The organism is Rahnella variigena (assembly GCF_003610915.1).
In the GTDB taxonomy this organism is placed as follows: Bacteria; Pseudomonadota; Gammaproteobacteria; order Enterobacterales; family Enterobacteriaceae; genus Rahnella; species Rahnella variigena.
The window spans coordinates 4,518,887-4,542,916 of sequence record NZ_NSDJ01000001.1; the positions used below are offsets into that span (position 1 = coordinate 4,518,887).

The 24,030-nt window shown below is 51.0% G+C and carries 23 protein-coding genes and 2 pseudogenes; 10 read left to right on the top strand and 15 right to left on the bottom strand.

From position 1 onward, the window contains the following. The 5 genes and pseudogenes from CKQ54_RS20825 to CKQ54_RS20845 all read right to left on the bottom strand — a co-directional run bounded on the left by CKQ54_RS20825 (position 1) and on the right by CKQ54_RS20845 (position 4,108). A complete protein-coding gene (locus CKQ54_RS20825) occupies positions 1 to 486 on the bottom strand; it encodes a hypothetical protein (RefSeq protein WP_244220239.1) in 486 nt (161 codons plus the stop codon). A gap of 234 nt (positions 487 to 720) precedes the next feature. Next, positions 721 to 1,065, bottom strand: a complete 345-nt coding sequence (locus CKQ54_RS25445) for a hypothetical protein (RefSeq protein WP_147412496.1) — start codon at positions 1,063 to 1,065, stop codon at positions 721 to 723. A gap of 101 nt (positions 1,066 to 1,166) precedes the next feature. After that, the gene (locus CKQ54_RS20830) at positions 1,167 to 2,333 is read right to left on the bottom strand and encodes a hypothetical protein (RefSeq protein WP_120163083.1); all 1,167 of its coding nucleotides are present in this window, start codon (positions 2,331 to 2,333) and stop codon (positions 1,167 to 1,169) included. A 2-nt stretch (positions 2,334 to 2,335) separates the two neighbouring features. Beyond that, positions 2,336 to 3,400: a PAAR domain-containing protein gene (locus CKQ54_RS25845; RefSeq protein WP_244220240.1), complete on the bottom strand. Its 1,065-nt coding sequence runs from the start codon at positions 3,398 to 3,400 to the stop codon at positions 2,336 to 2,338. A gap of 58 nt (positions 3,401 to 3,458) precedes the next feature. Continuing rightward, a pseudogene (locus CKQ54_RS20845) lies at positions 3,459 to 4,108 on the bottom strand (recombinase family protein). A gap of 9 nt (positions 4,109 to 4,117) precedes the next feature. Between CKQ54_RS20845 and CKQ54_RS20850 the strand changes: the two are divergent. Beyond that, positions 4,118 to 4,771 (top strand): annotated as a pseudogene (locus CKQ54_RS20850) (Tn3 family transposase); the annotation flags it as partial. A gap of 71 nt (positions 4,772 to 4,842) precedes the next feature. Here the strand turns inward: CKQ54_RS20850 and CKQ54_RS20855 are convergent. Together CKQ54_RS20855 and CKQ54_RS20860 are read right to left on the bottom strand one after the other, a co-directional pair. Next, a complete protein-coding gene (locus tag CKQ54_RS20855; RefSeq protein WP_120163081.1) occupies positions 4,843 to 6,006 on the bottom strand; it encodes an MFS transporter in 1,164 nt (387 codons plus the stop codon). A gap of 219 nt (positions 6,007 to 6,225) precedes the next feature. Then, positions 6,226 to 7,143 (bottom strand): LysR family transcriptional regulator, encoded by a 918-nt coding sequence (locus tag CKQ54_RS20860; RefSeq protein ID WP_120163080.1) that lies wholly within the window; start codon positions 7,141 to 7,143, stop codon positions 6,226 to 6,228. Positions 7,144 to 7,258: 115 nt separating this feature from the next. On the opposite strand from CKQ54_RS20860, the gene CKQ54_RS20865 reads away from it, so the two are divergent. The 4 genes from CKQ54_RS20865 to CKQ54_RS20880 all read left to right on the top strand — a co-directional run bounded on the left by CKQ54_RS20865 (position 7,259) and on the right by CKQ54_RS20880 (position 9,434). Continuing rightward, the gene (locus CKQ54_RS20865) at positions 7,259 to 8,128 is read left to right on the top strand and encodes an MBL fold metallo-hydrolase (protein WP_120163079.1); all 870 of its coding nucleotides are present in this window, start codon (positions 7,259 to 7,261) and stop codon (positions 8,126 to 8,128) included. Positions 8,129 to 8,409: 281 nt separating this feature from the next. Then, complete coding sequence (locus tag CKQ54_RS20870; RefSeq protein ID WP_120163078.1) at positions 8,410 to 8,742, top strand: DUF805 domain-containing protein; 333 nt, start codon at positions 8,410 to 8,412, stop codon at positions 8,740 to 8,742. A gap of 117 nt (positions 8,743 to 8,859) precedes the next feature. Continuing rightward, positions 8,860 to 9,138, top strand: a complete 279-nt coding sequence (locus tag CKQ54_RS20875; protein WP_112291959.1) for a type II toxin-antitoxin system RelE/ParE family toxin — start codon at positions 8,860 to 8,862, stop codon at positions 9,136 to 9,138. After that, positions 9,138 to 9,434: a HigA family addiction module antitoxin gene (locus CKQ54_RS20880; protein WP_112291957.1), complete on the top strand. Its 297-nt coding sequence runs from the start codon at positions 9,138 to 9,140 to the stop codon at positions 9,432 to 9,434. Before CKQ54_RS20875 ends, CKQ54_RS20880 begins: the two co-directional genes overlap by 1 nt. Positions 9,435 to 9,460: 26 nt before the next feature. Here the strand turns inward: CKQ54_RS20880 and CKQ54_RS20885 are convergent, their stop codons facing one another. Beyond that, positions 9,461 to 10,177: a tetratricopeptide repeat protein gene (locus CKQ54_RS20885; RefSeq protein ID WP_120163077.1), complete on the bottom strand. Its 717-nt coding sequence runs from the start codon at positions 10,175 to 10,177 to the stop codon at positions 9,461 to 9,463. 129 nt (positions 10,178 to 10,306) lie between these two features. Between CKQ54_RS20885 and CKQ54_RS20890 the strand changes: the two genes are divergently transcribed. Continuing rightward, positions 10,307 to 12,061: an ABC transporter ATP-binding protein/permease gene (locus tag CKQ54_RS20890; protein ID WP_120163076.1), complete on the top strand. Its 1,755-nt coding sequence runs from the start codon at positions 10,307 to 10,309 to the stop codon at positions 12,059 to 12,061. A 174-nt stretch (positions 12,062 to 12,235) separates the two neighbouring features. Beyond that, the gene (locus CKQ54_RS20895) at positions 12,236 to 12,976 is read left to right on the top strand and encodes a GntR family transcriptional regulator (protein ID WP_120163075.1); all 741 of its coding nucleotides are present in this window, start codon (positions 12,236 to 12,238) and stop codon (positions 12,974 to 12,976) included. 6 nt (positions 12,977 to 12,982) lie between these two features. Here CKQ54_RS20895 and CKQ54_RS20900 read toward each other — a convergent pair whose 3' ends face one another. Then, on the bottom strand, positions 12,983 to 14,584 hold the full coding sequence (locus tag CKQ54_RS20900; RefSeq protein WP_120163074.1) for a PTS transporter subunit EIIC: 1,602 nt from the start codon (positions 14,582 to 14,584) through the stop codon (positions 12,983 to 12,985). Positions 14,585 to 15,200: 616 nt separating this feature from the next. Between CKQ54_RS20900 and CKQ54_RS20905 the strand changes: the two genes are divergently transcribed. From CKQ54_RS20905 to CKQ54_RS20915, 3 genes are read left to right on the top strand one after another with little or no spacing between them, the layout of a single operon-like run. Then, positions 15,201 to 16,334, top strand: a complete 1,134-nt coding sequence (locus CKQ54_RS20905) for an efflux RND transporter periplasmic adaptor subunit (protein WP_120163073.1) — start codon at positions 15,201 to 15,203, stop codon at positions 16,332 to 16,334. 9 nt (positions 16,335 to 16,343) lie between these two features. Further along, complete coding sequence (locus tag CKQ54_RS20910; protein WP_120163072.1) at positions 16,344 to 19,493, top strand: efflux RND transporter permease subunit; 3,150 nt, start codon at positions 16,344 to 16,346, stop codon at positions 19,491 to 19,493. Next, a complete protein-coding gene (locus tag CKQ54_RS20915; protein WP_120163071.1) occupies positions 19,486 to 20,889 on the top strand; it encodes an efflux transporter outer membrane subunit in 1,404 nt (467 codons plus the stop codon). The genes CKQ54_RS20910 and CKQ54_RS20915 overlap by 8 nt, the downstream gene beginning before the upstream one ends. A gap of 59 nt (positions 20,890 to 20,948) precedes the next feature. On the opposite strand, the gene CKQ54_RS20920 is transcribed toward CKQ54_RS20915, so the two are convergent. The 6 genes from CKQ54_RS20920 to CKQ54_RS20945 form a co-directional block, all read right to left on the bottom strand. After that, a complete protein-coding gene (locus CKQ54_RS20920; RefSeq protein ID WP_112290348.1) occupies positions 20,949 to 21,215 on the bottom strand; it encodes a type II toxin-antitoxin system RelE/ParE family toxin in 267 nt (88 codons plus the stop codon). Positions 21,216 to 21,218: 3 nt separating this feature from the next. Beyond that, positions 21,219 to 21,476 (bottom strand): type II toxin-antitoxin system RelB/DinJ family antitoxin, encoded by a 258-nt coding sequence (locus CKQ54_RS20925; protein WP_112290346.1) that lies wholly within the window; start codon positions 21,474 to 21,476, stop codon positions 21,219 to 21,221. 167 nt (positions 21,477 to 21,643) lie between these two features. After that, positions 21,644 to 21,913: a helix-turn-helix domain-containing protein gene (locus CKQ54_RS20930; protein ID WP_120163070.1), complete on the bottom strand. Its 270-nt coding sequence runs from the start codon at positions 21,911 to 21,913 to the stop codon at positions 21,644 to 21,646. Between the two features lie 582 nt (positions 21,914 to 22,495). Then, entirely contained in the window at positions 22,496 to 22,996 is a 501-nt protein-coding gene (locus CKQ54_RS20935; RefSeq protein ID WP_120163069.1) for a hypothetical protein, read from the bottom strand. Further along, on the bottom strand, positions 22,993 to 23,349 hold the full coding sequence (locus tag CKQ54_RS20940; RefSeq protein ID WP_120163068.1) for a tlde1 domain-containing protein: 357 nt from the start codon (positions 23,347 to 23,349) through the stop codon (positions 22,993 to 22,995). The genes CKQ54_RS20935 and CKQ54_RS20940 overlap by 4 nt, the downstream gene beginning before the upstream one ends. A 9-nt stretch (positions 23,350 to 23,358) precedes the next feature. Then, the gene (locus CKQ54_RS20945) at positions 23,359 to 23,850 is read right to left on the bottom strand and encodes an Hcp family type VI secretion system effector (RefSeq protein WP_120163067.1); all 492 of its coding nucleotides are present in this window, start codon (positions 23,848 to 23,850) and stop codon (positions 23,359 to 23,361) included. Positions 23,851 to 24,030: the final 180 nt, after the last annotated feature.

Consider the following 24,030-nt stretch of genomic DNA (forward strand, 5'->3'; position numbering starts at 1 on the left):
TTATTTTAATGGTTTGAAAACCATCCCCCCGAATAATCTATTGATAAAAAATTGCAAATCTTTTTTCTGTTTAATCCAGTTAGCTGACTGCCCCCAAGAAAATAATTTCAATTTAACATATCCATTACTATCTTGTGTTACAGAACCATCCCACACAATCCAGTGTGTAGGTAATGTTGTATTATTCTCACTGCCATCAAGAAGCCCATCATTTATTAATGTGACGACTTTATAGTCTTTCTCTACATATTTATTTAAATCTCTTATTCCCTGAACACCTGCCTGAGTGATCCCTACATTACTAAAGATCACTTCATAACCGGCTTTCTCAAACCATTCCGTCAGTGTTTGCCACATTGTGATACCCGCCACAGGAGAATCAAGAGCATCAAAACTTAATACTGTGTTCTCTGAATCCCTAAGCCCAGCCAGAGTCATCCAGTCAAGTCCTAATATCCTTGCTTTCCCTCCACTTGTATAAAACATACCCGAAGGATGTTTACATCCTTCTCCTGGGGAGATGGCCAGTGCACCTATTTTGGTCTTTCCATATCGCCATAGTTCCCAGACCGCCTGTGCATATAGGGGTCAGTTTGGATATCGAAAATTATTGTACGTTAAGGCTGTTTTTTAACCATCAAGATACGAAAAAACCGCTATCTGAGCGGGTTCTCATATCTTGATGGGGCGCTAAATCCTCTCCAGAAGCTCCTTTCTGCTTCAGGGCTTAACTACGTTCAGCGTATAGTCTTTACTAAAATAGTTAGCTGGAGCGATCATGCTTCCATACATTCCACCACTAATATTTATCTTAATTTCAACTACTTTATTCGGTGTGCCATAAACTTCTACACAGTTTCCATTATAACGTGGCTCTTTATGCGCCATAGAGTCATCTGTATTTTCGTCAGGTAACAAGCAATTTCGCAGGAAAATACCTGCATCAGATGGTGTAACAGTACCAGGAATATAACCAGATCGTTGGTGATACCATCCGCCCATAACAGGCCCGCCAATAATATCTATTTTAAAAAAGTAAGGAACACCCACTGAGGCTGATTTCAATCTACTGCTTTCTGGAATATACTCGGCTTTCGGGCTTAATAAACTACATGCAGAAAGAAAAAACGTACAACCAATAATAAGAAAGTTTATAGTTCGCATTTTTATTTTAATGGTTTAAAAACCACTCCCCCAAAAAATCGATTGATGAAAAAATAGATATTTTTCCCATGCTTTATTTGATTTTCCACTTGTCCCCATGAAAATAATTTCAAATGAACTGCTCCACTAATATCCTGTGTTACAGGACCATCCCAGACAATCCAGTGAGTGGGTACTGTCAATTTATCAGACAAGCTTCCATTTAATAATCCATCATTAATAAGGGTGATGACTTTATAACCTTTATTAATATATTCATTTAAATCTCGAATACCCTGAATGCCAGCCTGTGCTATCCCGACATTGCTGAACACCTTCTCATAACCAGCTTTTTCAAACCATTCCGTTAGCGTTTTCCACAGAGTGACGCCAGCAACAGGAGAGTCAAGGGTATCAAAGCTAAATATTGTATTCTCTGAATCTCTTAGCCCTGCCAGAGTCATCCAGTCAAGGCCGGAGATATTGTTATAAAAATGCCCCGTAGGATGGCGGCATCCCTCACTAGGTTCTATCTCAAGGTCACCGATTCTGGTTTTGCCATATCGCCAAAGTTCACGGGCAGCCTGTGCATAAACATCAGGGCGGTCTTTTTGCAGACAGTAAAAAAATGCAGCAGGGCCACACACACTAGCCCCGGATTGAGAAGGATAAGAGAGATTGCTGAATCTATCCTGAATATCCGCTTCAATTTTGTTTCTTTCAAACGGATCCTGCGGTGTTCCGATAGGATATTCTTTCGCAACAAATGGTCGCTCCGGGATAGTGATTTTAATCTGCTTTGTTTCCCCCCCCTGACTCTCAGGCTTCATTGTCCCTTTTGATTCAAAATAGCAGGGGTTCTCCCGCTTAACCGGAGACCAGGCTTTGCCTGACGCAAATTCTTCCAGGGTGTACATCTTAGTGAACGGAACAGGCGTTACACAGTGCGTATGCAACATGGTTTTTCGGTAAAGCTTCATTTCCATAATATAAATGGTTGAGAGTGACTCATTTATATTTCCGGTCATGTGGCTCTGTGTTTCATAATTTCCCAGAAACGGCTGTTGTTTCACATCCACCAGGGGATATTTATTCCTGCTGGCGTCCATGCGATAAATACACAGGTCATACAACAAAGAATCAGCCGGGACATTAGAGTTAATACGGGTACTGAGGTGGTAAACAGCCATCATTAATCCATTAATATATGCAGGTTAATATTTTCAGCAGATTCAGCATAATGCCACTCTGTCATCCCCTGGCTATCCATATTCCCCGTTTCTGTATGACCGTCCGGGAACATCAGAACATACCGACAATTCACCATCAGCCTGCCATCATCATCGGCACACTGAAAACGAAGGGTTTTACGTGAAGAAGGTTGCTGTGCAGGCTGGCTCTGTGCGCTGACAATTTTTCCCGTTGAAGGATTTCCCGCCGCAATAACGAAGTTCGTTCCGGTCTCACATCCACAGCGCACTGGTGAACCATTGACGGCTACGGCCCGTCCCTGTGGGTTGGTCTGCCGGAGATCGCCGGATGCAATCACTCCTGGCTGCCCGCATTTCGGGCAGAGTGACGTTTTATCGCCCACGCAGAGCTTTCGCCTTCCGTTCACCGACCAGCCCTGACTCCCGGCATAACAGACTGCCCCTGTTGACGTTTTATCACCATCAAGCCCGGAGTTTTTGCCGTGCACACCGCTCCATCTGTTGTCTGACATACATGTTTTCCTCAGTCCGTAAGAATATGCAGGCTGATATCGTTTACCGATTCGGCATAATGCCATCCGGTAAACCCCGTGCTCATCGGTAACGCCAGCTTCAGAGCGTCCGTCCGGGAACATCAGGGTATAACGGCAACCGGCCATTAGCTGCCCCTCGTCACCAGCGCACTGAAAGCGAATACAGTTCCGGGCGCTGGAGTCCTGAGCTTGCTGTGCAGGAATGGAGGTATGATGGGTATTGCGGGAGATCAGGGTACCCGGCATCGTGCTGGTATACTGTGTGGCAGAGCCGAAAACGTAATGGTCCGGGCAATGGCATAACACTCTGTCACCCGTGGCAACATAAGCCCGCCCTTCTTCGGCCCAGTCCTGAGCCGAAGCCAGAAGTTCAAAATAACCATCACATTTACTGCATGATGCCTTGTCACCGGTCCGGGCTATTGCTTTATTTCCCTCAAACCAGGTCGCAGTGGCAGAAATGATTTCCCCATAACTTGTTTTGTCGCCCAGGCAGGCCAGTGCTCTTGCCATTATTAATCCCTCAATATATAAGCGGTTATACTCACCGGCATCATACAGTAATCACGACTTAACCAAAATCACTCGCTTCTGATTGTCGGTACAGCGCCTGAATGCGGCATATCTGGGAAGGGCTGTATCCCGTTGCATCCGCTGTTTCCCTGATACTGAGTTTCTTGACCTGCCGGTAGTACAGGACTTTCTGATGCCGATCCTGATCGGCTTGCTTACCCCGATATTTACCCAGCGTATGCGCCCGCTCAATTCCCTGTTTTTGTCGCTGGCGGCGACTCAGCCAGTCCTTATGTGACATTGCGGCCATCAGGTCGATAAGCATATTGTTAATGGCGGTTATTACTGCGCGGGTGATAGGGTCGACCTGCGAAGGGTCTTTATCTGACAGCGCCTGCCATGAAGTGGGGACATCCAGGCTGACAATCCGCAACTCTTGTTGTTCTATCTGCTTTTTCAGCGTCATCCAGTCGCTGTTACTCAGACGGGTCAGGCGGTCTATCTGCTCGACCAGCAAAATATCATTACGGTGACTGTCCATCAGTAAGCGGCCAAGCTCCGGACGGTCAAGTTTTGTACCGCTGATGTTCTCCCGATAGTAGCTGGCGATTTTATGCCCCGCTCCTGGACGAACTGCTCCAGCATCTCTTTTGCCCGATCGGCGAACTGATCTTCCGTCGATGCCCTTAAATAAGCTCTGATGAACATTTTTTGCAGGGTGATAAAGCGGTTTATACAACGCTGAATACGCACCTTAGCGCCACGCATAAATCAGCGTTTGATGCGCTACTGGTGACAACTGAAAAGCAAATTTCTCGTTTAACGTGGTTGCTTCAGCCTCCTGGGAAGATCAATGGAAAGAATGTCCTACAACATATCGACCGCCTTAACGCCATTGAAGCACTGGTGCTACCGGAAGGCGTGGATAAAACAGTTCATCAGAACCGGCTGCTGAAACTGGCGCGGGAAGGCCGCAAAATGAGCAGCCGGGATTTAGCTGATTTTTCCCCTACTCGTCGATACGCAACAATGGTCTGTGTACTGACTGAGGCCAGAGCCACAATCATTGATGAAATTATAGAACTGCATGAACGCATACTGGGCAGTATGTTCAGTCGGGCAAAACGTCAGCAGGCCGAACGCCTTCAGAAAACGGGCAAGCTGATACAGTAGAAATTACGGCAGTATGTTTCCGTTGGACAGGCTATCTTGGATGCACGCAACGCAGGCGAAGATCCTCTGTCTGCTGTTGAACAGATATTACCGTGGGAAGATTTTGCCGCCAGCCTGGAGGAAACCCGGCTCCTTGCACGTAAGGATAATTTCGAACCGCTTCATCTTATTACCGAAAAATTCAGCACATTGCGCAAATAATCGTCCCGGTTGTTATCGGCCCTGCAACTGAGGGCCTCTCCGGCCGCCTTATCTCTCAATGTACTGATTTACGCGACGGCTTTTTCCGCTTTCTTCGCCGCACGGCGGAAAGTGATCACACACAGCACGAAGCCGATGGCGCCCAGTCCGCCCGCCGCCAGCGGCACGGTGCTCAGCCCCATTCCGCGTTCAATGACCGCACCGCCAACCCACGCGCCCAGCGCGTTGCCGACGTTAAAGGCGGCAATGTTCAGCGTGGAAACCAGATTCGGCGCATTTTTACCGTAAGTCACGACGTTAACCTGGAGCGCCGGCACCGCAGCAAAGTTCACCATCGCCCAGATAAACAGCGTGATTTCGGCGGCCACCAGATGCACGCTGGTGTAGCTGAACAGCACGGAGAATATGGCGAGCATCAGGAACGTCATGGTCAGCGAGATGCCCAGACGCCAGTCGGCCAGACGTCCGCCCAGCACGTTACCGATGGTCAGACCGAGGCCAATCAGCAGCAGCGTCCAGCTGACACCGTGCTCAGTTACGCCGGTGATTTGCGTCAGGATCGGCGCGATATAGGTAAACAGCGCAAACATCGCCGCCGCAAAGAAAATGGTGATCGACAGCGACAGCCACAAACCAAGGCTGCCCAGCGCACGGATTTCCTTGCGCAGATCGGTCGGCTCTTCTTCTTTCTTATCCGGCAGTTTTTTATACAGTGCAAACAGCGACGCCACACCAATCACGGCCACTACCCAGAATGTTGAACGCCAGCCGAAAGCCTGCCCGAGCGCGGTACCGAGCGGAACACCCAGCACGTTAGCCAGCGTCAGGCCGGTAAACATCAGCGCAACGGCTGAAGCACGGCGGTTAGGTGCCACCAGACTTGCCGCCACCACCGCGCCAATCCCGAAGAAGGCACCGTGACACAGCGCGGTAATGACACGCGACAGCATCAGGAAACCGTAGCTATAGGAAAGCGCGCACATCACGTTGCCAATAATAAAGATGCTCATCAGCAGCAGCAGGGTTTTCTTGCGCGGCAGTTTTGCCGTCAGCACGGCCATGATCGGCGCGCCGATCGCCACGCCCAGTGCGTATCCGCTGATTAACCAGCCTGCAGAAGGAATACTGACATTCAGATCCCCCGCCACGTTGGGGAGCAGCCCCATAATGACGAATTCGGTGGTACCGATGGCAAACGCGCTTAGCGCCAGTGCCAGGAGTGCGACAGGCATAAAAACTCCGGATATTTTTAGTTATGAGTAAAGGCTCCGGTATGACACCGGACTGGCTTAAATACCACGTTGATCACACTTTTGACCAGACGCAGTCTGTGCCCTTGCTGCCTGAAAAATATCCGTTTTGAGGATTAATCTTTACATAACAATACATTGCGGAAAATGCGCTAAAAGCGGAAAAGGAACCGATTCCAGTGATTTATTTCCCCCGTCAGCTCAGCGCTTTTCTTCTTTCAGCGAAATCCAGCGCGGATTCCCTTTAAACCACTCCACCAGAAAATCGAGCAGCGCACGCAACGCCTTTGGCATTTGCCGTCGTGATGCATAAATCGCATAAATCCCCATTTCCTGCGGCTGCCACTGTTCAAGTAACGGAACCAGTTGCCCGCTGGCAATCAGCGGCGCTGCCGAGTAATAAGGCTGCATGACAATCCCCGCGCCTTCCACCGCGCCGGTCAGCAGTACCAGCGATTCATTGGCGCTCAGATTGCCGCTCACCGGGATCGCCACCTGCTCGCCCTGCCGTTCAAATTGCCACAGGCTTTTGCCGAAGTACGTGTACGTCAGACAATTATGCACCGCCAGATCCTGCGGATGTTGCGGCGTGCCCTGCGCGGCGAGATAAGCCGGAGAAGCGCATACCACGGAAGGACACAACGCCAGCGGCCGGGCGATCAGATTCGGATCCAGATCGTTAGTAATACGCAGCGCCAGATCGATACGGTCTTCGACCAGATTGATCGCCCGGCTTTCCAGCTGAAGATCGATACTGACCTGCGGGTGTCGCCGCAAAAACTCGGTGACCGCAATCACCACGGCGCCCTGCCCGAATGATTGTGAACAACTCAGACGCAGCAAACCGCGCAGCGCTTCATCGCCCGTATCCGCGACGCTGGCCATTTCCGCCGCCACTGACAACATTTTCCGGCAACGCGCCAGCGTGTTTTCGCCCGCATCCGTCAGGCTGAGTTTGCGGGTAGAACGGTGCAGCAGGCGCGCGCCCGACCACTTTTCCATCTCCGACAAATAACGCGTCACCATCGCCCGCGACATATTCAGCGACTCGGCAGCATTGATCATGCTTCCCCGTTCAACGATGGCAACAAACACTTGTGCAGCGGTAATTCTGTCCATGATTCGTCCGGTTTATGCAACAAACAGTTGCGCATTATCCGGTTTTTCCCGCGGATTATGCAACGTACAGTAGATACTTACTGAATGTGATTATTAATGCCCCTGAGGAAACCCCATGCAACTGAAACATCTGACTCTGATCGCCGCCCTGCTGGGCAGCAGCCTTTCCGCTCACGCCGCCAGCGCGCTGAAAATGGAGGTGTATAACCCGGGTGAAAACAGCATTTTCCCGGTGTCCTCTGAAATCATCACCGGCGAAAAAGAAGCGGTACTGATCGACGCGCAGTTCCAGCGCAATGATGCTGAAAAACTGGTGCAGATGATTAAAGCGACCGGCAAGAAACTGACCACCGTGTACATCAGCCAGTCAGATCCTGATTTCTACTTCGGGCTGGACGTGATCCGCGCCGCATTCCCGGAAGCGAAAGTGGTAGCCACGCAGGCAACGGTGAATCAGATTAATGCGACTAAAGACGGCAAAGTCGCATTCTGGGGGCCACAACTTAAGGACAACGCGCCAAAATCCGTCACCACGCCAGAGCCGCTGAAGGGCAATGAATTCACGCTCGAAGGCCATAAATTTGAAATTCAGGGCGTGGATGCAGAACGTACGTTCGTGTGGATCCCGTCATTAAAAGCGGTAGTCGGCGGCGTGCTGGTAAATGGCGACAACATGCACGTCTGGACCGCAGATACGCAGACTGCGACAGCGCGTAAACAGTGGGTGGAAGCACTGGATGAAATTACCGGCCTGAAACCGGACGTCGTGGTGCCGGGACATTTCCTGACGGGTGCGCCAAAAACGCTGGAATCGGTGAAATTCACCCGCCAGTATCTGCTGACACTGGAAAAAGAATTACCAAAAGCGAAAGATTCCGCGGCACTTATCACTGCGATGAAAAAACATTATCCGCAGCTTAAAGATGATTCGTCATTAGAACTGAGCGCGAAAGTATTGAAGGGCGAAATGAAGTGGCCGCAGTAAATATAGATAACGAATAACGGATTTATTATAACGGCAGAAAATACCCTGCCGTTATTTTATTTTCAGAAACCTTAGAAACAGAGCATCAAGTAAAATCATACAGTTGTAAATTAACTTTCTAAAAAAACTTGCCATCACTTTCCCCTTCACTCTCAATGCATTAATAAATCATTGAATAGTAAAAAACAGCATAATAAAATCCTGCCGCCCCACCAAAAACGGTCAATATCTTCTGCTATTCAGTCAGAGGATGTACCTTATCCAATTAATAAAGGATTATTATGAACTGGTATTTAAAGGCATTAAAAAACTACGCTAATTTTTCTGGTCGCGCCCGGAGAAGAGAATATTGGTGGTTCGTGTTATTTAATATTCTTATATCAATGGGTGTAAGCATTATTGCAAAGATATTTGGCGATGAGTATTTACTGTCTTTGCTCTACTCATTATTCGTGTTTCTTCCCAGCCTGGCATTAGCCGTGCGTCGTAATCACGATGCAGGATACAGCGGCTGGTGGGTACTGTGTCCGGTCTTCAATCTGATCCTGATGTTCTTCCAAAGCGATCCAGAGGATAACTGCTTCGGCCCTTATGTGGTTGAGCCACAGGCGTAGACCCTCAAGATATCTTGCACCAGGTGCAATTAATCATCCATTTATAACAAAGGGTGTTGCGCCTCACGCAACACCCTTTATACTGTTGCGTAAGGCGCAACATGCAGGATGCATCCAATGATTAAGGATTTCAAACATAAAGGCCTGAGTCGATTTTTCACATCCGGTTCTACAGCCGGGATCAACGCTGAACATGCTAAGAAACTCAGGCTCAGACTTGCCACGCTTCACGCAGCACAGGTTATAAATGACATTGACCGGCCCGGCTATCTGTTACATTCCCTGCAGGGTTCCCGTAAGGGAGAATGGTCAATAACGGTTTCTGGCAACTGGCGTCTTACCTTTGAATTTATTGATGGAAATGCTTACATCGTCAATTACGAGGATTATCACTGATGAACATGCATAACCCCCCTCATCCCGGCGAACTGATTGCAGAAACGCTTGAAGAACTGAATGTCAGCGTGCGTGAATTTTCCCGTGCCCTGCAAATTGCCCCTTCTACTGCGCAGCGTATTGTGAGCGGGAAAATGGCAGTGACGCCGGAAATGGCAGTGAAACTGGCAGCAGTATTAGGCAGTTCGGCCGAATACTGGCTTAAACTGCAGGCAAATCGTAGTTTATGGATTGCGGAACAAACTGTTGATGTCAGCGGATTACACCGGCTGGCGATGACATTAAAACCCGCCTGAGGCGGGTTAGTTATAACTAGCAAAACTTACTGCGTTACCCGTACAAATCCGCCTTCGGCCTGGACGTTATGGCCGAAACCGCAGTCACCGGTGGTATGCAGTTTCACGTTCTGCGGGTCGAAATTCATGTCTACGCTGCACTCACCGCCACCGGCAGAGGCATCGTCGGCTTCGTGGTAAATCGCGTGATTGTCTTTAATTGCCGTCACCACTGAAAACTCGCCGGTGTTCGGGCCGTAGTATAACGACATCTGTCCCATGTATAAGCCGCTAAAATCGATTTTGAACTGCGCTTCTTCGCCTTTCACTTCCAGGATATTCCAGCTGCCAAAACCGGCATATTGCCAGTAAACGCCCGCCGGACTTTGTGCCTGCGGCATTGCAGCAAGTTCCGGCTGGATCAGACCCAGGTTGTATTGTGATTTTTTGTCAGCAGGCGCCAGCATCAGCCAGGCTTTGGCTTTCAGATAATCGCCCTGCTTAATGTAGGTCAGCGCGATGTTGTTGTAAGCCGTTGCAATCTGATCCTGCGGCTTGTGGCAAAACTCGCTCCACGCGACCTGATTGCGGAAAATTTCCCGCGCTTTGCCCATATCGCCCTGCTGATACGCGACTTTTCCGGCAGCAGCATAAATGCCTGCTTTTACGCAATCAGCATCAATATCAGGTTCATCAATCTGAGCAAACGCCTGAACACTGGCAAAACATCCTGCCACCAGCAGTAAATTCACTGCGACTTTCATCAAACATCCTTCTACTTTTGTGGTCTACAGAGCTTCGTGCTGGAAAAACATCCTTACAAGTGGTTCATTGCCCTATCGCACTGAGACACTCATTCTGGGATGATTGGCTTCACAACATATCGATTACACATGGCTATTATGACTAAAAAACCTGGGAAATCGGCGCAATGGGGCGCCGTCTGGCAGTTAATTAAGCCTTACTGGCGTTCGGAAGAAAAGTGGCGAGCCTGGGGCATGTTGACCACTATCATCATCCTTTCGCTGGCTGGCGTGTACCTCAGCGTGCAGTTTAACGAATGGAACCGCGTTTTCTATGACGCGCTGCAAAACAGAAACTATCCGGTTTTCAAAGCCCAGCTGTGGAAATTTACCTGGCTGGCGCTGCTGTTTATCGTGATTGCCATCTACCGGGTCTATCTGACGCAGGGCCTACAAATGAGCTGGCGGCGCTGGATGACCGAAGAGTATATGGAGAAGTGGCTGACCAATCACGCCTATTATTACACGGAGTATCAGCATCAGGTGGATAACCCCGATCAGCGTATTTCAGATGACCTGAATGCCCTGACCAGCGGGACACTTTCTCTGGTGCTCGGGCTGCTGTCGAGCGTGGTGACGCTGTTCTCGTTCGTGTTTATTTTGTGGTCGATCAGTGGCCCGCTGAACTTCATGCTGGCAGGGCATCACTTTGAAATTCCGGGCTATATGCTCTGGTTCGCGCTGCTTTACGCCGCCGTCGGTTCCTTCATTATCTGGTATATCGGTAAACCGCTGGTAAAACTCGGGTTTAATCAGGAATGGTTCGAGGCAAACTTCCGTTTTGGCCTGATCCGTATCCGCGAAAACAGCGATGCAATTGCCCTGTATCACGGTGAGAAAAACGAGCACGACCAGCTGACCGGCAAGTTTGAATCCATCAAAACCAACTGGTGGTCAATCATGCGCGTCACCCGTCGTCTGAACGTCGCGACCAACTTTTATGCACAGTTTGCCAATATCTTCCCGATTCTGGTGGCCTCGCCGCGCTATTTCGCCGGTGCCATTCAGATGGGTGCGCTGATGCAAATCGCTTCTGCGTTCGGTCAGGTACAGGGCGCGTTATCCTGGTTTATCGATGCGTTTACCGATCTGGCCAACTGGAAAGCCACGGTTAACCGTCTTGCCGGTTTCAATGCCGCTATCGATCAGGTCAATGCTCAACCACGCGGGATTAACGTCGGTAAAAGCAGTGAACATGCCCTGCAACTCGACAAGCTGACACTGAATCTGCCGAACGGTAATCCGCTGTTCTGTGACGTTTCCGCTTCAATGAAGCCGGGTGAGCGCGTGCTGATTGCCGGTCCTTCTGGCTGTGGTAAATCAACCCTGCTGCGCGCCATCGCCGGTATCTGGCCTTACGGTTCAGGCAATATTGCGCTGGCGGAAGGGAAGCGTTATCTGTTCCTGCCGCAGCGCAGTTATATCCCGATTGGTACATTACGTGATGCGCTGAGTTATCCTGACGCCAGCCGCGAATATACCGATGAACGCCTGCAACAGGTTCTGGAACAATGCCGCCTGCCGCATCTGGCCTCGGTTGAAATCCTCGATGATTACGCCAACTGGAGCCAGCGCCTGTCGCCGGGTGAACAACAGCGGTTGTCATTCGCCCGCGCCCTCTTGATCCAGCCGGATACGCTGTTCCTCGACGAAGCCACCAGCGCGCTGGATGACGAAACCGAGCAACAGGTTTACTCTCTGCTGCTCAGCGAGTTGCCGCAGACATCGGTTATCAGTGTGGCGCACCGTAATACCGTGGCGAAATACCATGAGCATTGCTGGCGGTTCAAAAATCAGGAAAACGGTCCGTGTGGATTTACCTCCAGCGCACTGCTGCCTGAGTAACGCCTGAGACGCCACTGCGAAGTGGCTGAAAACGAACAAAGGTTGCTGATATCAGCAACCTTTCTTTTTTGTGTGCTGAAACCCATTTTGAACAGAATATCAGCAACGCGGTTAGCTCATTTGTATAGCTAACTATACAATTATTCTTAAGTGAAGAACCGGAGGTCAGGCTTAATGAAAATAGATAAGAATTCATTCACCCCGCTTTACCTGCAAATTGAGCAGCAACTGACCGAAAAAATCAGCGCGGGCGAAATCAAACCGGGCGACTCCATCCCGACCGAAGCGGCGCTCTGCGAAATCTACGGAGTGTCACGCATGACCGCACGAAAAGCCGTCGATTATCTGGTGCGTCAGGGCCGTGTGGCGCGTTTTCGTGGCCGTGGTACCTTTGTGGTCGAACCGGCTGAGCAGCAGAAAATCATCCTCCCGCTCGACCGCCATCTCACCGCCAGTGAAGTCGCCCAGGAAAATAATCAGCGGATTGAAAATCAGGTGCTGGAATTTCGGCGCATGCCAGCCAGTGAAGACATCGCCCGCGAGCTGAATATCCCGGACGGTACCGAGGTTTATTTTATGATCCGCCTGCGCTTATTAGGCGATGAACCCTTCGTCTATGAACAGTGCTGGATGCTGTGCGACCGCTTCCCGGACATCACGCGTGCCGCCATGACATCTTCAAAATATGCCTATATCCGTTCCAAAGGTTTTCAGCCAGCAGGCAGCACCAAACTGATTTCCGCCGAACTGCCCTCTAACGAAATCCGCCTCGCGCTGAATTTGTCACGCGATCAGCCGGTTCTGCATTCTCATGCCATTGTCTCATTCACCGACGACACGCTGTTTGAAGTGTCTGATGTGTACTACAACCAGAAAAACTATGCCTTCAGCGTCCATGCCAAAGTCAAAGCCTAGCCGCCCTCAGGCAATACCCGACAGCTCTGCCTTCACCAGATTTGCCACCTGCTCAACCTGCGGACCATAAATCACATGCACGTCCGTGTCGGTAATGCGTTTGACGCCTGCCGCACCGGTTTTCATTAGCGTCCCGTCCTGCACCTGCGCCATGTCTTTGACCTTCACGCGCAGACGGGTAAAGCAGCAATCGACCGCCGTAATATTCCCCTCGCCGCCCAGTCCGATAATGATATTTTTGGTTTTCTCGCCGGTTCCCTGCGCAGGCTTCGCGCGTTCTTCAGCATCGTTTTCATCCTCGCGCCCCGGCGTTTTGATCTGCATCCGCAAGATAACCCAGCGGAAACTGAAGTAGTAAACCGGCGCGTAGATGATCCCGAGGATCAGCGGATACCACCAGTGCGTTCTGCTGCCACCGAGAACACCGAAGATCAGGAAGTCGATCGCCCCGCCCTGTACGTTACCGATCATCACATGCAGCATCTGCATCAGCACAAATGACAGGCCGGTCAGCACGGCGTGCAGGATATACAGCACCGGCGAAACGAAGATAAAGCAGAACTCCAGCGGCTCAGTGATCCCGGTGGTAAACGAGGCCAGTCCGCCCGCCAGCATCAGTGCTTTTACACGGCCTTTATGTTCCGGTCTGGCGCAGTGATACATCGCCAGCGCCGCCGCCGGTAAACCAAACATCATCACCGGAATTTTCCCCTGCGCCAGGAAACGCGTCGCCTGCTGCGTCACCGCGTCCGGGATCATGCCGGGATTAGCCAGCGCGGCATTAAAGATATTCAGCGCGCCGACAATGCTCTGATTATCCACCGTCGTCACGCCGCCAATGGGTGTGAAACGTACGGTTTCGTTGATGATGTGATGCAAACCGGTCGGGATCAGCAAACGCTCCGACGTGGCATAGATAAAGGTGCCGATCTCACCGGTGCGCCCGATCAGTTCACCGATCCACTGGATCCCCATGGCAATCGTTGGCCAGATCAGCGACATCAGCACGCCGACAATCGGCAGCACCAGAATGGTGATGATCGGCACGAAACGGCGTCCGCCAAAAAACGCGATCGCCGTCGGTAACACTATCGTATAAAAGCGATTGTGCAGCCACATGGTGATTAAGCCGACCAGCACCCCGCCCAGCACGCTCATGTTGTAGGTGAAAATCCCCAGCGTATTGGTGAACTCGGCAGCGTAAATCATCGCATCGCTTTCGGTCATGCCTTTGGCCATGAGTTTGGCGACCGTAATGGTTTCCGGCGTAATCCCCTGCGCCAGCAGACTGTAGTTAACACCGACGTGCAACCCGACAAAGCCGATCACTGCGGAAAAAGCCGCTGTGGCTTTCTCTGCATTGGCCAGACCCATCGCAGTGGCGACGGCAAAAAATAGCGGAAGATTGGCGAACAATGCGCCGGATACCTGGCGAATAAACCCAATCACCAGTTGCAGGGTTTTCATCTGCGTGAAGGCTTCACCGGTGACGGCAGGATTCTGCAACGCCGCCGCCAGACCTAAGAAAATCCCGGCGGCGGCAATCACCGAGATAGGCGTCATCAGGGCCTTGCCCAGATCATGCACCTTGCTGCCAAGTTTTATCATCTGTCGTCCCTCAGTTAGCTGGCTAAAAATAAGCCGTTAATTGAGTTAAGTCACAGAATGTATAGTTGTATAGACATAGCAGTCAGGAGTATGAAAGGGATCACAGTTTTGCCGGGGAAAAACGGATTGGCGCAGCAGGCAAAAAAAAGCCCACATCGGACTGTGGGCGCGGGGGTTGCGACTGGCCGTCGTTCAGAACGGCTGGCAACAAGCAAATGTGAGAACTGCTCGCTCTCGGCCCTTAAGGTAACGGCAGTTGCCGCGATCCTTCAGCCTTTTCTGGTAAGCAGCGGGTTAAAATGTATAAATTTGTTTGATCTGCATCACACTTTTCTAACCACCAACAATTCATTCACTTTTAGAATATTTAACTGGTTATCATTCTTAAGAACTATCGATTAGTTTGCTAAGTAACGACTTTCCTGCCATTTACCACTGCACAAAAAGTTTAAAACCTTATAATTTCAATGGATTATACAGCAACATTTTCTTCATACTTAGAAACATCGACTCATGGGTAATGACAATATCCTTACACAGCGAACTCTGGCGCTCTCGTATAGTGGAGGACTTGTTGAGAATGGTTATTCTCAATTCCCCAATAAGAGTGAATTCTATGCGCCTGAAGTTTCTTTCTGTCAGTACAGTCGTACTGCTTTCCGCATGTGATGGTTCCGCCGGTTCTGCATCCCCGGCGGCACAGGTGCCTGCGGTTAATGTCGTCACTTTACACAGTCAGCCCGTCGCCCTGACCACCAGCCTGCCCGGTCGTACCACGGCGGTTCGCAGCGCGGAAGTCCGCCCGCAGGTGAACGGCGTGATCCAAAAACGTCTGTTCGTTGAAGGCAGTGAAGTCAAAGCCGGTCAGCAGCTTTATCAGATTGATCCTTCGACCTATCAGGCCGCATTTGATCGCGCGATGGCAACCTGGAAAAGCGCCGATGCCACCGCCCGCCGCTACAAACCGCTGGTCGATGCGCAAGCCGTCAGCCGCCAGCAATATGACGATGCAGTCGCCGCCGAGCGCGAAGCCGCAGCAGATGTCGAAACCGCCCGCGTAAATCTGCAATACACCAAAGTGTACGCGCCGATTTCCGGCCACATCGGCCGCTCGCTGTATACCGAAGGGGCGCTGGTGACCAGCGGCCAGACCGCGTATCTGACCACTATCGATCAGCTCAATCCTATCTATGTCGACGTCAATGAATCCTCGCAGGATTTACTGAGACTGCGCCGTGCGCTGGCTTCCGGCAAATTGCAAAGTGCCGGTGATAACGCCGCGCAGGCCACGCTGACGCTGGAAGATGGCAGCAAATATGCGCTGCCGGGCAAGCTGGAATTCTCTGAAGTCACCGTGTCGCAAAGCACCGGTTCCGTCACCCTGCGCGCCTCGTTCCCGAACCCGCACGACGAACTGCTGCCGGGCATGTTTGTCCACGCCCAGCTGCAACAAGGCATTGATGACAAAGGTATTCTGGTGCCGCAGGAAGCCATCATGCATGACGTGAAAGGCGCGCCATACGTGTACGTGGTGAAAACCGATAACACGGTTGAGCAGCGTTCCGTCACCACCGGTCAGATGATGAACGGTAACTGGCTGGTGAATCAGGGTCTGAATGACGGCGACAAAGTGATCACTGACGGATTACAGAACGTCAGGCCGGGCGCCAAAGTGAATGCCACCGAGCGCAAAGCCAGTGCCCCTGCCGAACAGGCTAATCTCGCGATGACCGATCCTTCCGCGCAATAGGTGAGCTGAATGTCTACTTTCTTTATTAATCGCCCCATATTCGCCTGGGTTGTTGCCATCGTCATCATGATCGCCGGTGCGCTGTCGATCATGAAACTGCCGATCAACCAGTACCCGAATATCGCGCCTCCGGCGATTTCCGTCAGCGTCACCTATCCGGGTGCCTCGGCGGAAACCGCGCAGAACACCGTGGTTCAGGTTATTGAACAGCAACTGAACGGGCTGGATAACCTGCGCTATATCGAATCGCAAAGTAACAGCGACGGCAGCGCCACCATTATTGCCACCTTCGATCAGGGCACTAACCCGGATATCGCGCAGGTTCAGGTTCAGAACAAAGTGTCTCTGGCCGAATCGCAGTTACCGACGGAAGTGGTCAATCAGGGGATCCGAATTGCCAAATATCAGGCCAACTTCATGTTGCTGGTCAGCCTGATTTCGACCGATGGCAAAATGAGTAACTCGGATCTGAGTAACCTGCTGGTGACCAAACTGGAAGATCCGATCGTGCGTACCAAAGGCGTCGGCGACTTCCTGGTGCTGGGTTCCGAATACGCGATGCGTATCTGGCTCGATCCGGCAAAACTGTATAAATATCAGCTGATCCCAAGTGATGTCAGCGCCGCTATTGAAGCACAAAACGTGCAGGTGTCCTCCGGTTCACTCGGCGGACTGCCGACGGTCAAAGACAGCAAACTCAGCGCCACCATTATCGGTAAAACCCGTTTCGACAGCATTAATCAGTTCAAAAACGTGCTGCTGAAAGTGAATGCCGACGGCTCGCAGGTGCGCCTGAGTGATGTCGGAAATGTTGACCTGGGGCCGGAAAGTTATTCTATCTCCTCGACCTTTAACGGCAGCCCGTCTACCGCTATCGCCCTGCGTCTGGCGAGCGGCGCAAATGTGCTGGATACCGACAAAGCGGTAAAAGCCACCGTCGCAGGGCTGGAAGATTCCCTGCCGGCTGGCGTGAAAGTCGAGTTCCCGTACCAGACTGCGCCAGTGGTCAGTGCATCGATTGAAGAAGTGGTGAAAACGCTGATCGAAGCCATCGTGCTGGTGTTCTGCGTGATGTTGCTGTTCCTGCAAAACCTGCGCGCAACGCTGGTCACCACGCTGGTAGTGCCGGTGGTGCTGCTCGGTACCTTCGGTATTCTGGCGGCTGCGGGGTATTCCATTAACACCCTGACCATGTTCGGGATGGTGCTGGCGATAGGCCTGCTGGTGGATGACGCCATCGTGGTGGTGGAAAACGTCGAACGTGTGATGACGGAAGATAAGTTGTCGCCGAAAGAAGCCACCATCAAATCGATGAAACAGATCCAGGGCGCGCTGTTTGGTATCGCACTGGTGCTCTCCGCCGTGTTAGTGCCGATGGCCTTCTTCGGCGGCTCGACCGGGATCATCTACCGTCAGTTCTCGATCACTATCGTGTCCGCGATGGCGCTCTCCGTGCTGATGGCGCTGATTTTCACTCCCGCGCTGTGTGCCACCATCATCAAACACAATGACGAGGAAAAATCGCAGAAAGGCTTTGCGGGCTGGTTTAACCGTACCTTCGACAAAGGCGCGATGCGCTATACCAGCGCCGTCGGCACGGTGATTTCCCGTCGTCGTATGTTTATGTGCATCTATCTGCTGATCGTGATTGCCACCGGCTTTATGTTCACCCGCGTGCCGACCACCTTCCTGCCGGATGAAGATCAGGGCGTCATGCTGATTCAGGCCACCCTACCTGCCAACGCCTCGGCGGAACGTACCCAGCAGGTGCTGGATAACGTGCGTGAATACCTGATGAAACAGGAAGGCGGCATCGTTTCTTCGGTGTTCACCGCCAACGGCTTCAGCTTCGCCGGACGTGGTCAGAACGTCGGGATTGCCTTCGTGCAGCTGAAAACCTGGGCGAAACGTCCGGACGCCGCGCAGAAAGTTCAGGCGCTGGCCGGTCGTGCGATGGCGCATTTCGCCACTATCAAAGACGCCCGCGTGTTTGCTTTCGTTCCGCCAGCCGTTATGGAACTGGGTAACGCCACCGGCTTCGACTTCTTCCTGCAGGACACCAACGGCAAAGGGCATAACGCCCTGATGGCGGCACGTAACCAGTTCCTGCAACTGGCCTCGCAGGACAAACGTCTGACCGCCGTGCGTCCGAACGGGATGGAAGATGAGCCGCAATATCAGCTGGAAATTGATGATGAACGCGCACAGGCGCTGGGGCTGAGCCTCGACGACATCAACAACACCTTGTCAGCGGCATGGGGTTCGGCGTACGTGAATCAGTTCATGTACAACAACCGCGTGAAGCGCGTTTACATCCAGGGCAAGGCGGCTTCACGCGTCACACCGGAAGATCTGAACAACTGGTATTTCCGTAACTCGAGCGGCGATATGGTGCCGTGGAGCGCGTTCGGCAGCGGCAAATGGGTGTACGGCTCACCGCGTTACGAGCGTTTCAATGGCGTGTCTTCTGTCGAACTGATGGGCGCACCGGCACCGGGTTACAGCTCGGGCGATGCCAACGACGCGGTGATGGAAATCGCGGCCAAATTGCCACCGGGCTATAAAGTGGCATGGCACGGTCTGAGCTACGAAGAAAAGCTTTCCGGCTCACAAACCCCGGCACTTTATACCCTGTCGATGATCGTGGTGTTCCTGTGTCTGGCGGCACTGTACGAGAGCTGGTCGATCCCGTTCTCGGTCATGCTGGTGGTACCGCTGGGGATCCTCGGGACGATCGGTGCCGTGTTGCTGCGCGGCTTGTCGAATGACGTCTTCTTCCAGGTCGGTCTGTTAACCACCGTCGGGCTGGCGGCGAAGAACGCCATATTGATTGTCGAGTTCGCCAAAGAACTGCATGAGAACGAAGGCATGTCGGTCACGGAAGCGGCGATTGAAGCGGCCAAGCTGCGTATCCGGCCAATTATCATGACCTCGATGGCCTTTATTCTCGGTGTATTCCCGCTGACCATTTCCAGCGGCGCGGGCGCGGGCAGCCAGCATTCCATCGGTACCGCCGTGGTCGGCGGGATGATTACGGCGACCTTCCTGGCGATCTTCTTCGTCCCGATGTTCTACGTGACGATTGTGAATTTGTTCACCCGCAAATCGAAAAAACAAGAGAAGGCGCTTCCGGCGTCTGAGGCAACACACCATGAATAAACCGCATTTCGCGCTGTCGCTTATCGGCGCGTTTTCACTCACCCTGCTGGCGGGCTGCACGATGGAGCCTGATTATCAGCGCCCTGCGCTGCCGGTCGCCAGCAACTGGGACGGTGCCAAAACCGGCGCTGCGCAGGATATCGGCTGGAAAGCCTTCTTCAATCAACCGGCGATGAATCAGCTGATTGGCATGTCTCTCGCTAACAACCGCGACCTTCGGGTCGCGGCGTTAAACGTCGATACCGCGCGCGCGGCCTTCCAGATTGACCGCGCCGCGCTGCTGCCGACGCTTGACGCCAGCGCCGGTGAAACCAACCAGCATCTGCCAGGCGGATTGTATTCGACGCAAAATACCGGACCGGTGACGTATCAGCAATACAGCGCCAATCTGGGTGTGACATCTTATGAAGTTGACCTGTTTGGTCGCGTGCGCAGCCTGCGCGATCAGGGGCTGGAAACCTTCCTCGCCACCGAAGCGACGCAGCGTGCGACGCAAATCTCGCTGGTGTCTGAAGTCGCTTCCGGTTATCTGAGTCTGGCGGCGGATAACGATCTGCTGAAACTGGCAATCAGTACCGCTGACAGCCAGAACAAATCCTACGAGCTGACCAAACGCAGTTACGATTCCGGCATCAGCACTTCGCAGGATCTGGTGCAGGCCGAAACCACCGTTCGTGCAGCGCAGGCCGATATCGCGCAATACACGCGTCAGGTTCGTCAGGATGTGAACGCGCTGACGCTGCTGGTCGGCACCACCATTCCGCAAAATTTGCTGGCGAACGCCACCCTGCAACAGGACTGGAAATTCCCGCAGACGCCGGCCGGTTTACCGTCTGATCTGCTGACACGTCGTCCTGATATTATTGCCGCGGAACATACGCTGAAAGCGGCTAACGCCAATATCGGCGCAGCGCGAGCGGCGTTCTTCCCGAGCATTACGCTGACCGGCACCGCCGGTTCCGAAAGCGGCAGCCTGAGCAAACTGTTCGACGGCGGCACCGGTGCGTGGTCATTTATGCCATCGATTAATATCCCAATCTTCGACGGCGGCGTGAATCAGGCCAATCTCGACATCGCGAAAGACACCAAGAAAATTGATATCGCCAACTATGAAAAAGCGATTCAGACGGCGTTCAAAGAAGTGTCCGACGGCTTAGCCGGACAGGCGACTTACAAAGACGAATTGCTGGCCCGCCAGCAGGATGCCGACGCCAATCAGCGCAACTATGATCTTTCGCAGATGCGCTTCAAAGGCGGTGTCGATAACTACCTGAGCGTACTGGTCGCGCAGCGCTCGCTGTATTCTGCTCAGCAAACGCTGATCACCACACAACTTGCCCAACTGAATCAGGACATCAGTTTGTATAAAGCACTGGGCGGTGGCTGGAAGGAGTGATTTTTGAGTGAATGGAAACGCCGACGGAAGTCGGCGTTTTTCGCAGGGTTCATCTGATATCAGAATAATTCAGAATGACTCCCTACCCGGTACAATTTCAATTCTTCGTCATTTCTCTGATAAATGAGTAAAAGATCTGGCGCACCATGGCATTCCATATATCCCGCATAATCACCTGAAAGCCGGTGTTCACAATATCGAATAGGTAAAGGTTCACCCGCCTGCAACAAGGATAATGTCTCCAGAATAGCTCCTTGCGCTCGTTTATCGTTGGTGTATTTTTTCGCATCCTTTTTAAATCTTGTCTGATAAACAATCCTTAGCACATATCACCATCCCAGATCGTGCTTCAACTCCTCAATCGTTGCGACTCTTTCAACACCAATTCCATTTTCCATATCCCGAATGGCCTGAAGTGTTTTGGCATTAGGCTGCAACAATTCGACGGGTAGCTCAGCATTCACAGCCAACCTATTTACAACCATTCGAATGATTGTCGATAGATCCAACCCCATTGCCTTTGCGTTTGCCATTGCAGCAGCCTTTGACGCTGAAGTTACTCGAGCTCTGACAACAGTGTCAGTCATAAAACCTCCGGATCAATTTTGTCGTGTAGCTACATTGTAGCCCTCATGTAGTCACTGAACAAAATGTATTCACTTACAGAGCAGTGTGCAGAATATCGAATACTGTTTTATCAGCAACTTTGTACTTTCATCGCTGCGGCAAAACTTCCAAAAAAGCTCATTGTCACTCAGGATTTAGCTGAATTCCGAATGACTTTCACCACCAACTCTCCCCGCGCATCAAAATAACGGCTCGGCCAGATCACGCTCGGATGCAAATTCAGCGCCTGCGCAATCACCTTCTCCCCTTTCGGCCATGACCGCGACAGCGCATTCGATAGCGTCGAAGAACTCAATCCCGCACTGCGCGATACCGCCGCCAGCGTTGTGCCCCGTTTACGCAATGCCGCAATGATGTCTGCCTGATGCCAGTCGTTATGATTCTGTGTGTTGTTCATGGAGGATCCTTTCCTGAGTTATGAGTAAATAAAACGTCTACACAGGAAGAGTAAACCGGGAGAAAAATTATCCCAAAACGGGATAAAACCAGATGAATAGTGATCAGGTCATTGATAGATAAGATGAAATGTAATATTGATGAGTTAACTGAGCTAATGTCGATAAAAAAGTTATTTTGATGAAAATTTTCGATCTGATAGAGCTCTCAACAACTCTAGATTGAATACTTTTATTCAGGCTGCTGTGCAGCCTTTTTATCATTTACATTTCTATATTTTCCCCCGTCCCCTAAACACCTACACTCCAGCTCTACAGTAAAGACACTTTTTTGTCGCTTTTGTGTATAGATAAAATGAAGAAACTTGAAGCCATCAGAAGACTGGAAGCACTAAGCCGTCGAGGGCGGACCGTTTTTTTGGTGCGTAATCTGCTTAAGATCTTTCCCGAGGGCTCGCCCGTGTGCTGAAAGCTGGGCTCAAAATCCAAACCGATGAAGAAATTCTGTAGAGACTTCTCGCAAAATAACGCATTCAAGATTAGCCCGGATAACTCCGGGCTATGAACGAGAATTTCTACTGGGTCTATGAGGATTTTCGAGCCTCGTTTGCTTTGATCTCTTCGACCCAACCCTCCATTATCCACAGGCAAGTCGCGGCTTGTGGTCCTGCATCTAACAAAGAAAGACGGATGCGATTATATGTCTCCATATCGCTATTCGTTATTTTGTCAAATGGCGGGACGCAGGCTATATCCGTTCCTTGCTGGTATTTATAATGGTGCTTATCGAGAATTGACATCACTTTTAACGCTTCTTTAGCATTCGCATCGAGCGCGTAATAGAGAGCACCTGAAAGTTGATTGGATTGTTGTAGATTCACTACAGGCGCTAAATCCGGGACTAACATTAGCCATTCACCGTCACCCGTGGAGATTTTATTTATCGTCTCAGCCCAGTCTTCAGCTGTTATTTTAGATGCAAAACTGTTGCTTCCATATTTCTGGACACTTGTTCTTATATCCTTCGGTGTAGCAGAAGCAAAAGCCATTATTGGAACAAGAAAAATTAAGGGAAGAATTTTCATCTCACCACCTCTAGAACTTCTGAGGTTCCTCTTATTAAACGGCGGGTAGGATTGCTCATAATGATACAACCAGTTGAAGCAAACCCGGCCGGGCCTTCTCTTCTCTCGCCGTGTATGCGAAATAAGCTTCTACCATATGATTCACCGGAGGTTTGATGCAGTTCAATCGTAAGTGGTCCCTTGGAACTTGTGGCAATACCAACGCGATATGACCCCTGTGGAAGTGGTCCCATTCCTTTGACATGTTGACGATCTGGGTTATTTTTATTTGTCAGGACGCCCGAATATCCCTTTTCAATGAATACTCCATCATGAAATAATTCACCGGTGCTTTGTTTATATGTCCAGGTCATAAATCTTCCTTATGCAGTTGCACGTTCGTTCCATGAGTCTGAATGAATAATGTTGCCGTCAGTGTAAGTCCAGATTATTTTTTCGTAACGCAGTTCCACACATTCAATGTGTCCTTGCTTTTCAAAATTACGATTTTTCACGTCATACATCATTGCCGATAATGACACCAGTTTCACATTTTCCAGCTTCGTATTAAAATATTCGACTTCCTGCCCAGCATCGTTAATTCGATACAATTTTATCTCAGCTGATTTAAACGTTTGACCCGTAGTAACAGCTTTATAAAGATAGGGACTCGATGAATCTATTTCTTTATCAAATACGAAAGGATGATGAATTCTTGTGCCTGTAATTTTACCTGTATTGGAGTCAGTTGGGATTTCCAGGGCATGAGCTAATCCAATAATCTCGATACTTCCTTCGCGACCATGTACATCAACCGATCCTCTGATGTCCGCGCCACCATCGTCTTTAAGCCATAAATATGCCGGGATTGCCATTCTGATAAATTCCTTTTTAAAAAGTGAGGCAATACGTTATGCCCGTATGTTTTCACAAACCATTGGAGAACCTTTAAAAATGGAATTTTCAGAAGTTTGTTACTGGTGAACTCCCCTTGTTTCCTCATTTGCGCCCGCCGTCACGCTCGCTAAGTGTTTCTTTATGTTAAATTTGTTAAA

Coding starts and splice junctions, on each gene's coding strand:
- CKQ54_RS20825 (WP_244220239.1), bottom strand. CDS start 486: ATGTTTTATACAAGTGGAGGGAAAGCAAGGATATTAGGACTTGACTGG.
- CKQ54_RS20830 (WP_120163083.1), bottom strand. CDS start 2,333: ATGGCTGTTTACCACCTCAGTACCCGTATTAACTCTAATGTCCCGGCT.
- CKQ54_RS25845 (WP_244220240.1), bottom strand. CDS start 3,400: ATGGCAAGAGCACTGGCCTGCCTGGGCGACAAAACAAGTTATGGGGAA.
- CKQ54_RS20855 (WP_120163081.1), bottom strand. CDS start 6,006: ATGCCTGTCGCACTCCTGGCACTGGCGCTAAGCGCGTTTGCCATCGGT.
- CKQ54_RS20860 (WP_120163080.1), bottom strand. CDS start 7,143: ATGGACAGAATTACCGCTGCACAAGTGTTTGTTGCCATCGTTGAACGG.
- CKQ54_RS20865 (WP_120163079.1), top strand. CDS start 7,259: ATGCAACTGAAACATCTGACTCTGATCGCCGCCCTGCTGGGCAGCAGC.
- CKQ54_RS20870 (WP_120163078.1), top strand. CDS start 8,410: ATGAACTGGTATTTAAAGGCATTAAAAAACTACGCTAATTTTTCTGGT.
- CKQ54_RS20875 (WP_112291959.1), top strand. CDS start 8,860: ATGATTAAGGATTTCAAACATAAAGGCCTGAGTCGATTTTTCACATCC.
- CKQ54_RS20880 (WP_112291957.1), top strand. CDS start 9,138: ATGAACATGCATAACCCCCCTCATCCCGGCGAACTGATTGCAGAAACG.
- CKQ54_RS20885 (WP_120163077.1), bottom strand. CDS start 10,177: ATGAAAGTCGCAGTGAATTTACTGCTGGTGGCAGGATGTTTTGCCAGT.
- CKQ54_RS20890 (WP_120163076.1), top strand. CDS start 10,307: ATGGCTATTATGACTAAAAAACCTGGGAAATCGGCGCAATGGGGCGCC.
- CKQ54_RS20895 (WP_120163075.1), top strand. CDS start 12,236: ATGAAAATAGATAAGAATTCATTCACCCCGCTTTACCTGCAAATTGAG.
- CKQ54_RS20900 (WP_120163074.1), bottom strand. CDS start 14,584: ATGATAAAACTTGGCAGCAAGGTGCATGATCTGGGCAAGGCCCTGATG.
- CKQ54_RS20905 (WP_120163073.1), top strand. CDS start 15,201: ATGCGCCTGAAGTTTCTTTCTGTCAGTACAGTCGTACTGCTTTCCGCA.
- CKQ54_RS20910 (WP_120163072.1), top strand. CDS start 16,344: ATGTCTACTTTCTTTATTAATCGCCCCATATTCGCCTGGGTTGTTGCC.
- CKQ54_RS20915 (WP_120163071.1), top strand. CDS start 19,486: ATGAATAAACCGCATTTCGCGCTGTCGCTTATCGGCGCGTTTTCACTC.
- CKQ54_RS20925 (WP_112290346.1), bottom strand. CDS start 21,476: ATGACTGACACTGTTGTCAGAGCTCGAGTAACTTCAGCGTCAAAGGCT.
- CKQ54_RS20930 (WP_120163070.1), bottom strand. CDS start 21,913: ATGAACAACACACAGAATCATAACGACTGGCATCAGGCAGACATCATT.
- CKQ54_RS20935 (WP_120163069.1), bottom strand. CDS start 22,996: ATGAAAATTCTTCCCTTAATTTTTCTTGTTCCAATAATGGCTTTTGCT.
- CKQ54_RS20940 (WP_120163068.1), bottom strand. CDS start 23,349: ATGACCTGGACATATAAACAAAGCACCGGTGAATTATTTCATGATGGA.
- CKQ54_RS20945 (WP_120163067.1), bottom strand. CDS start 23,850: ATGGCAATCCCGGCATATTTATGGCTTAAAGACGATGGTGGCGCGGAC.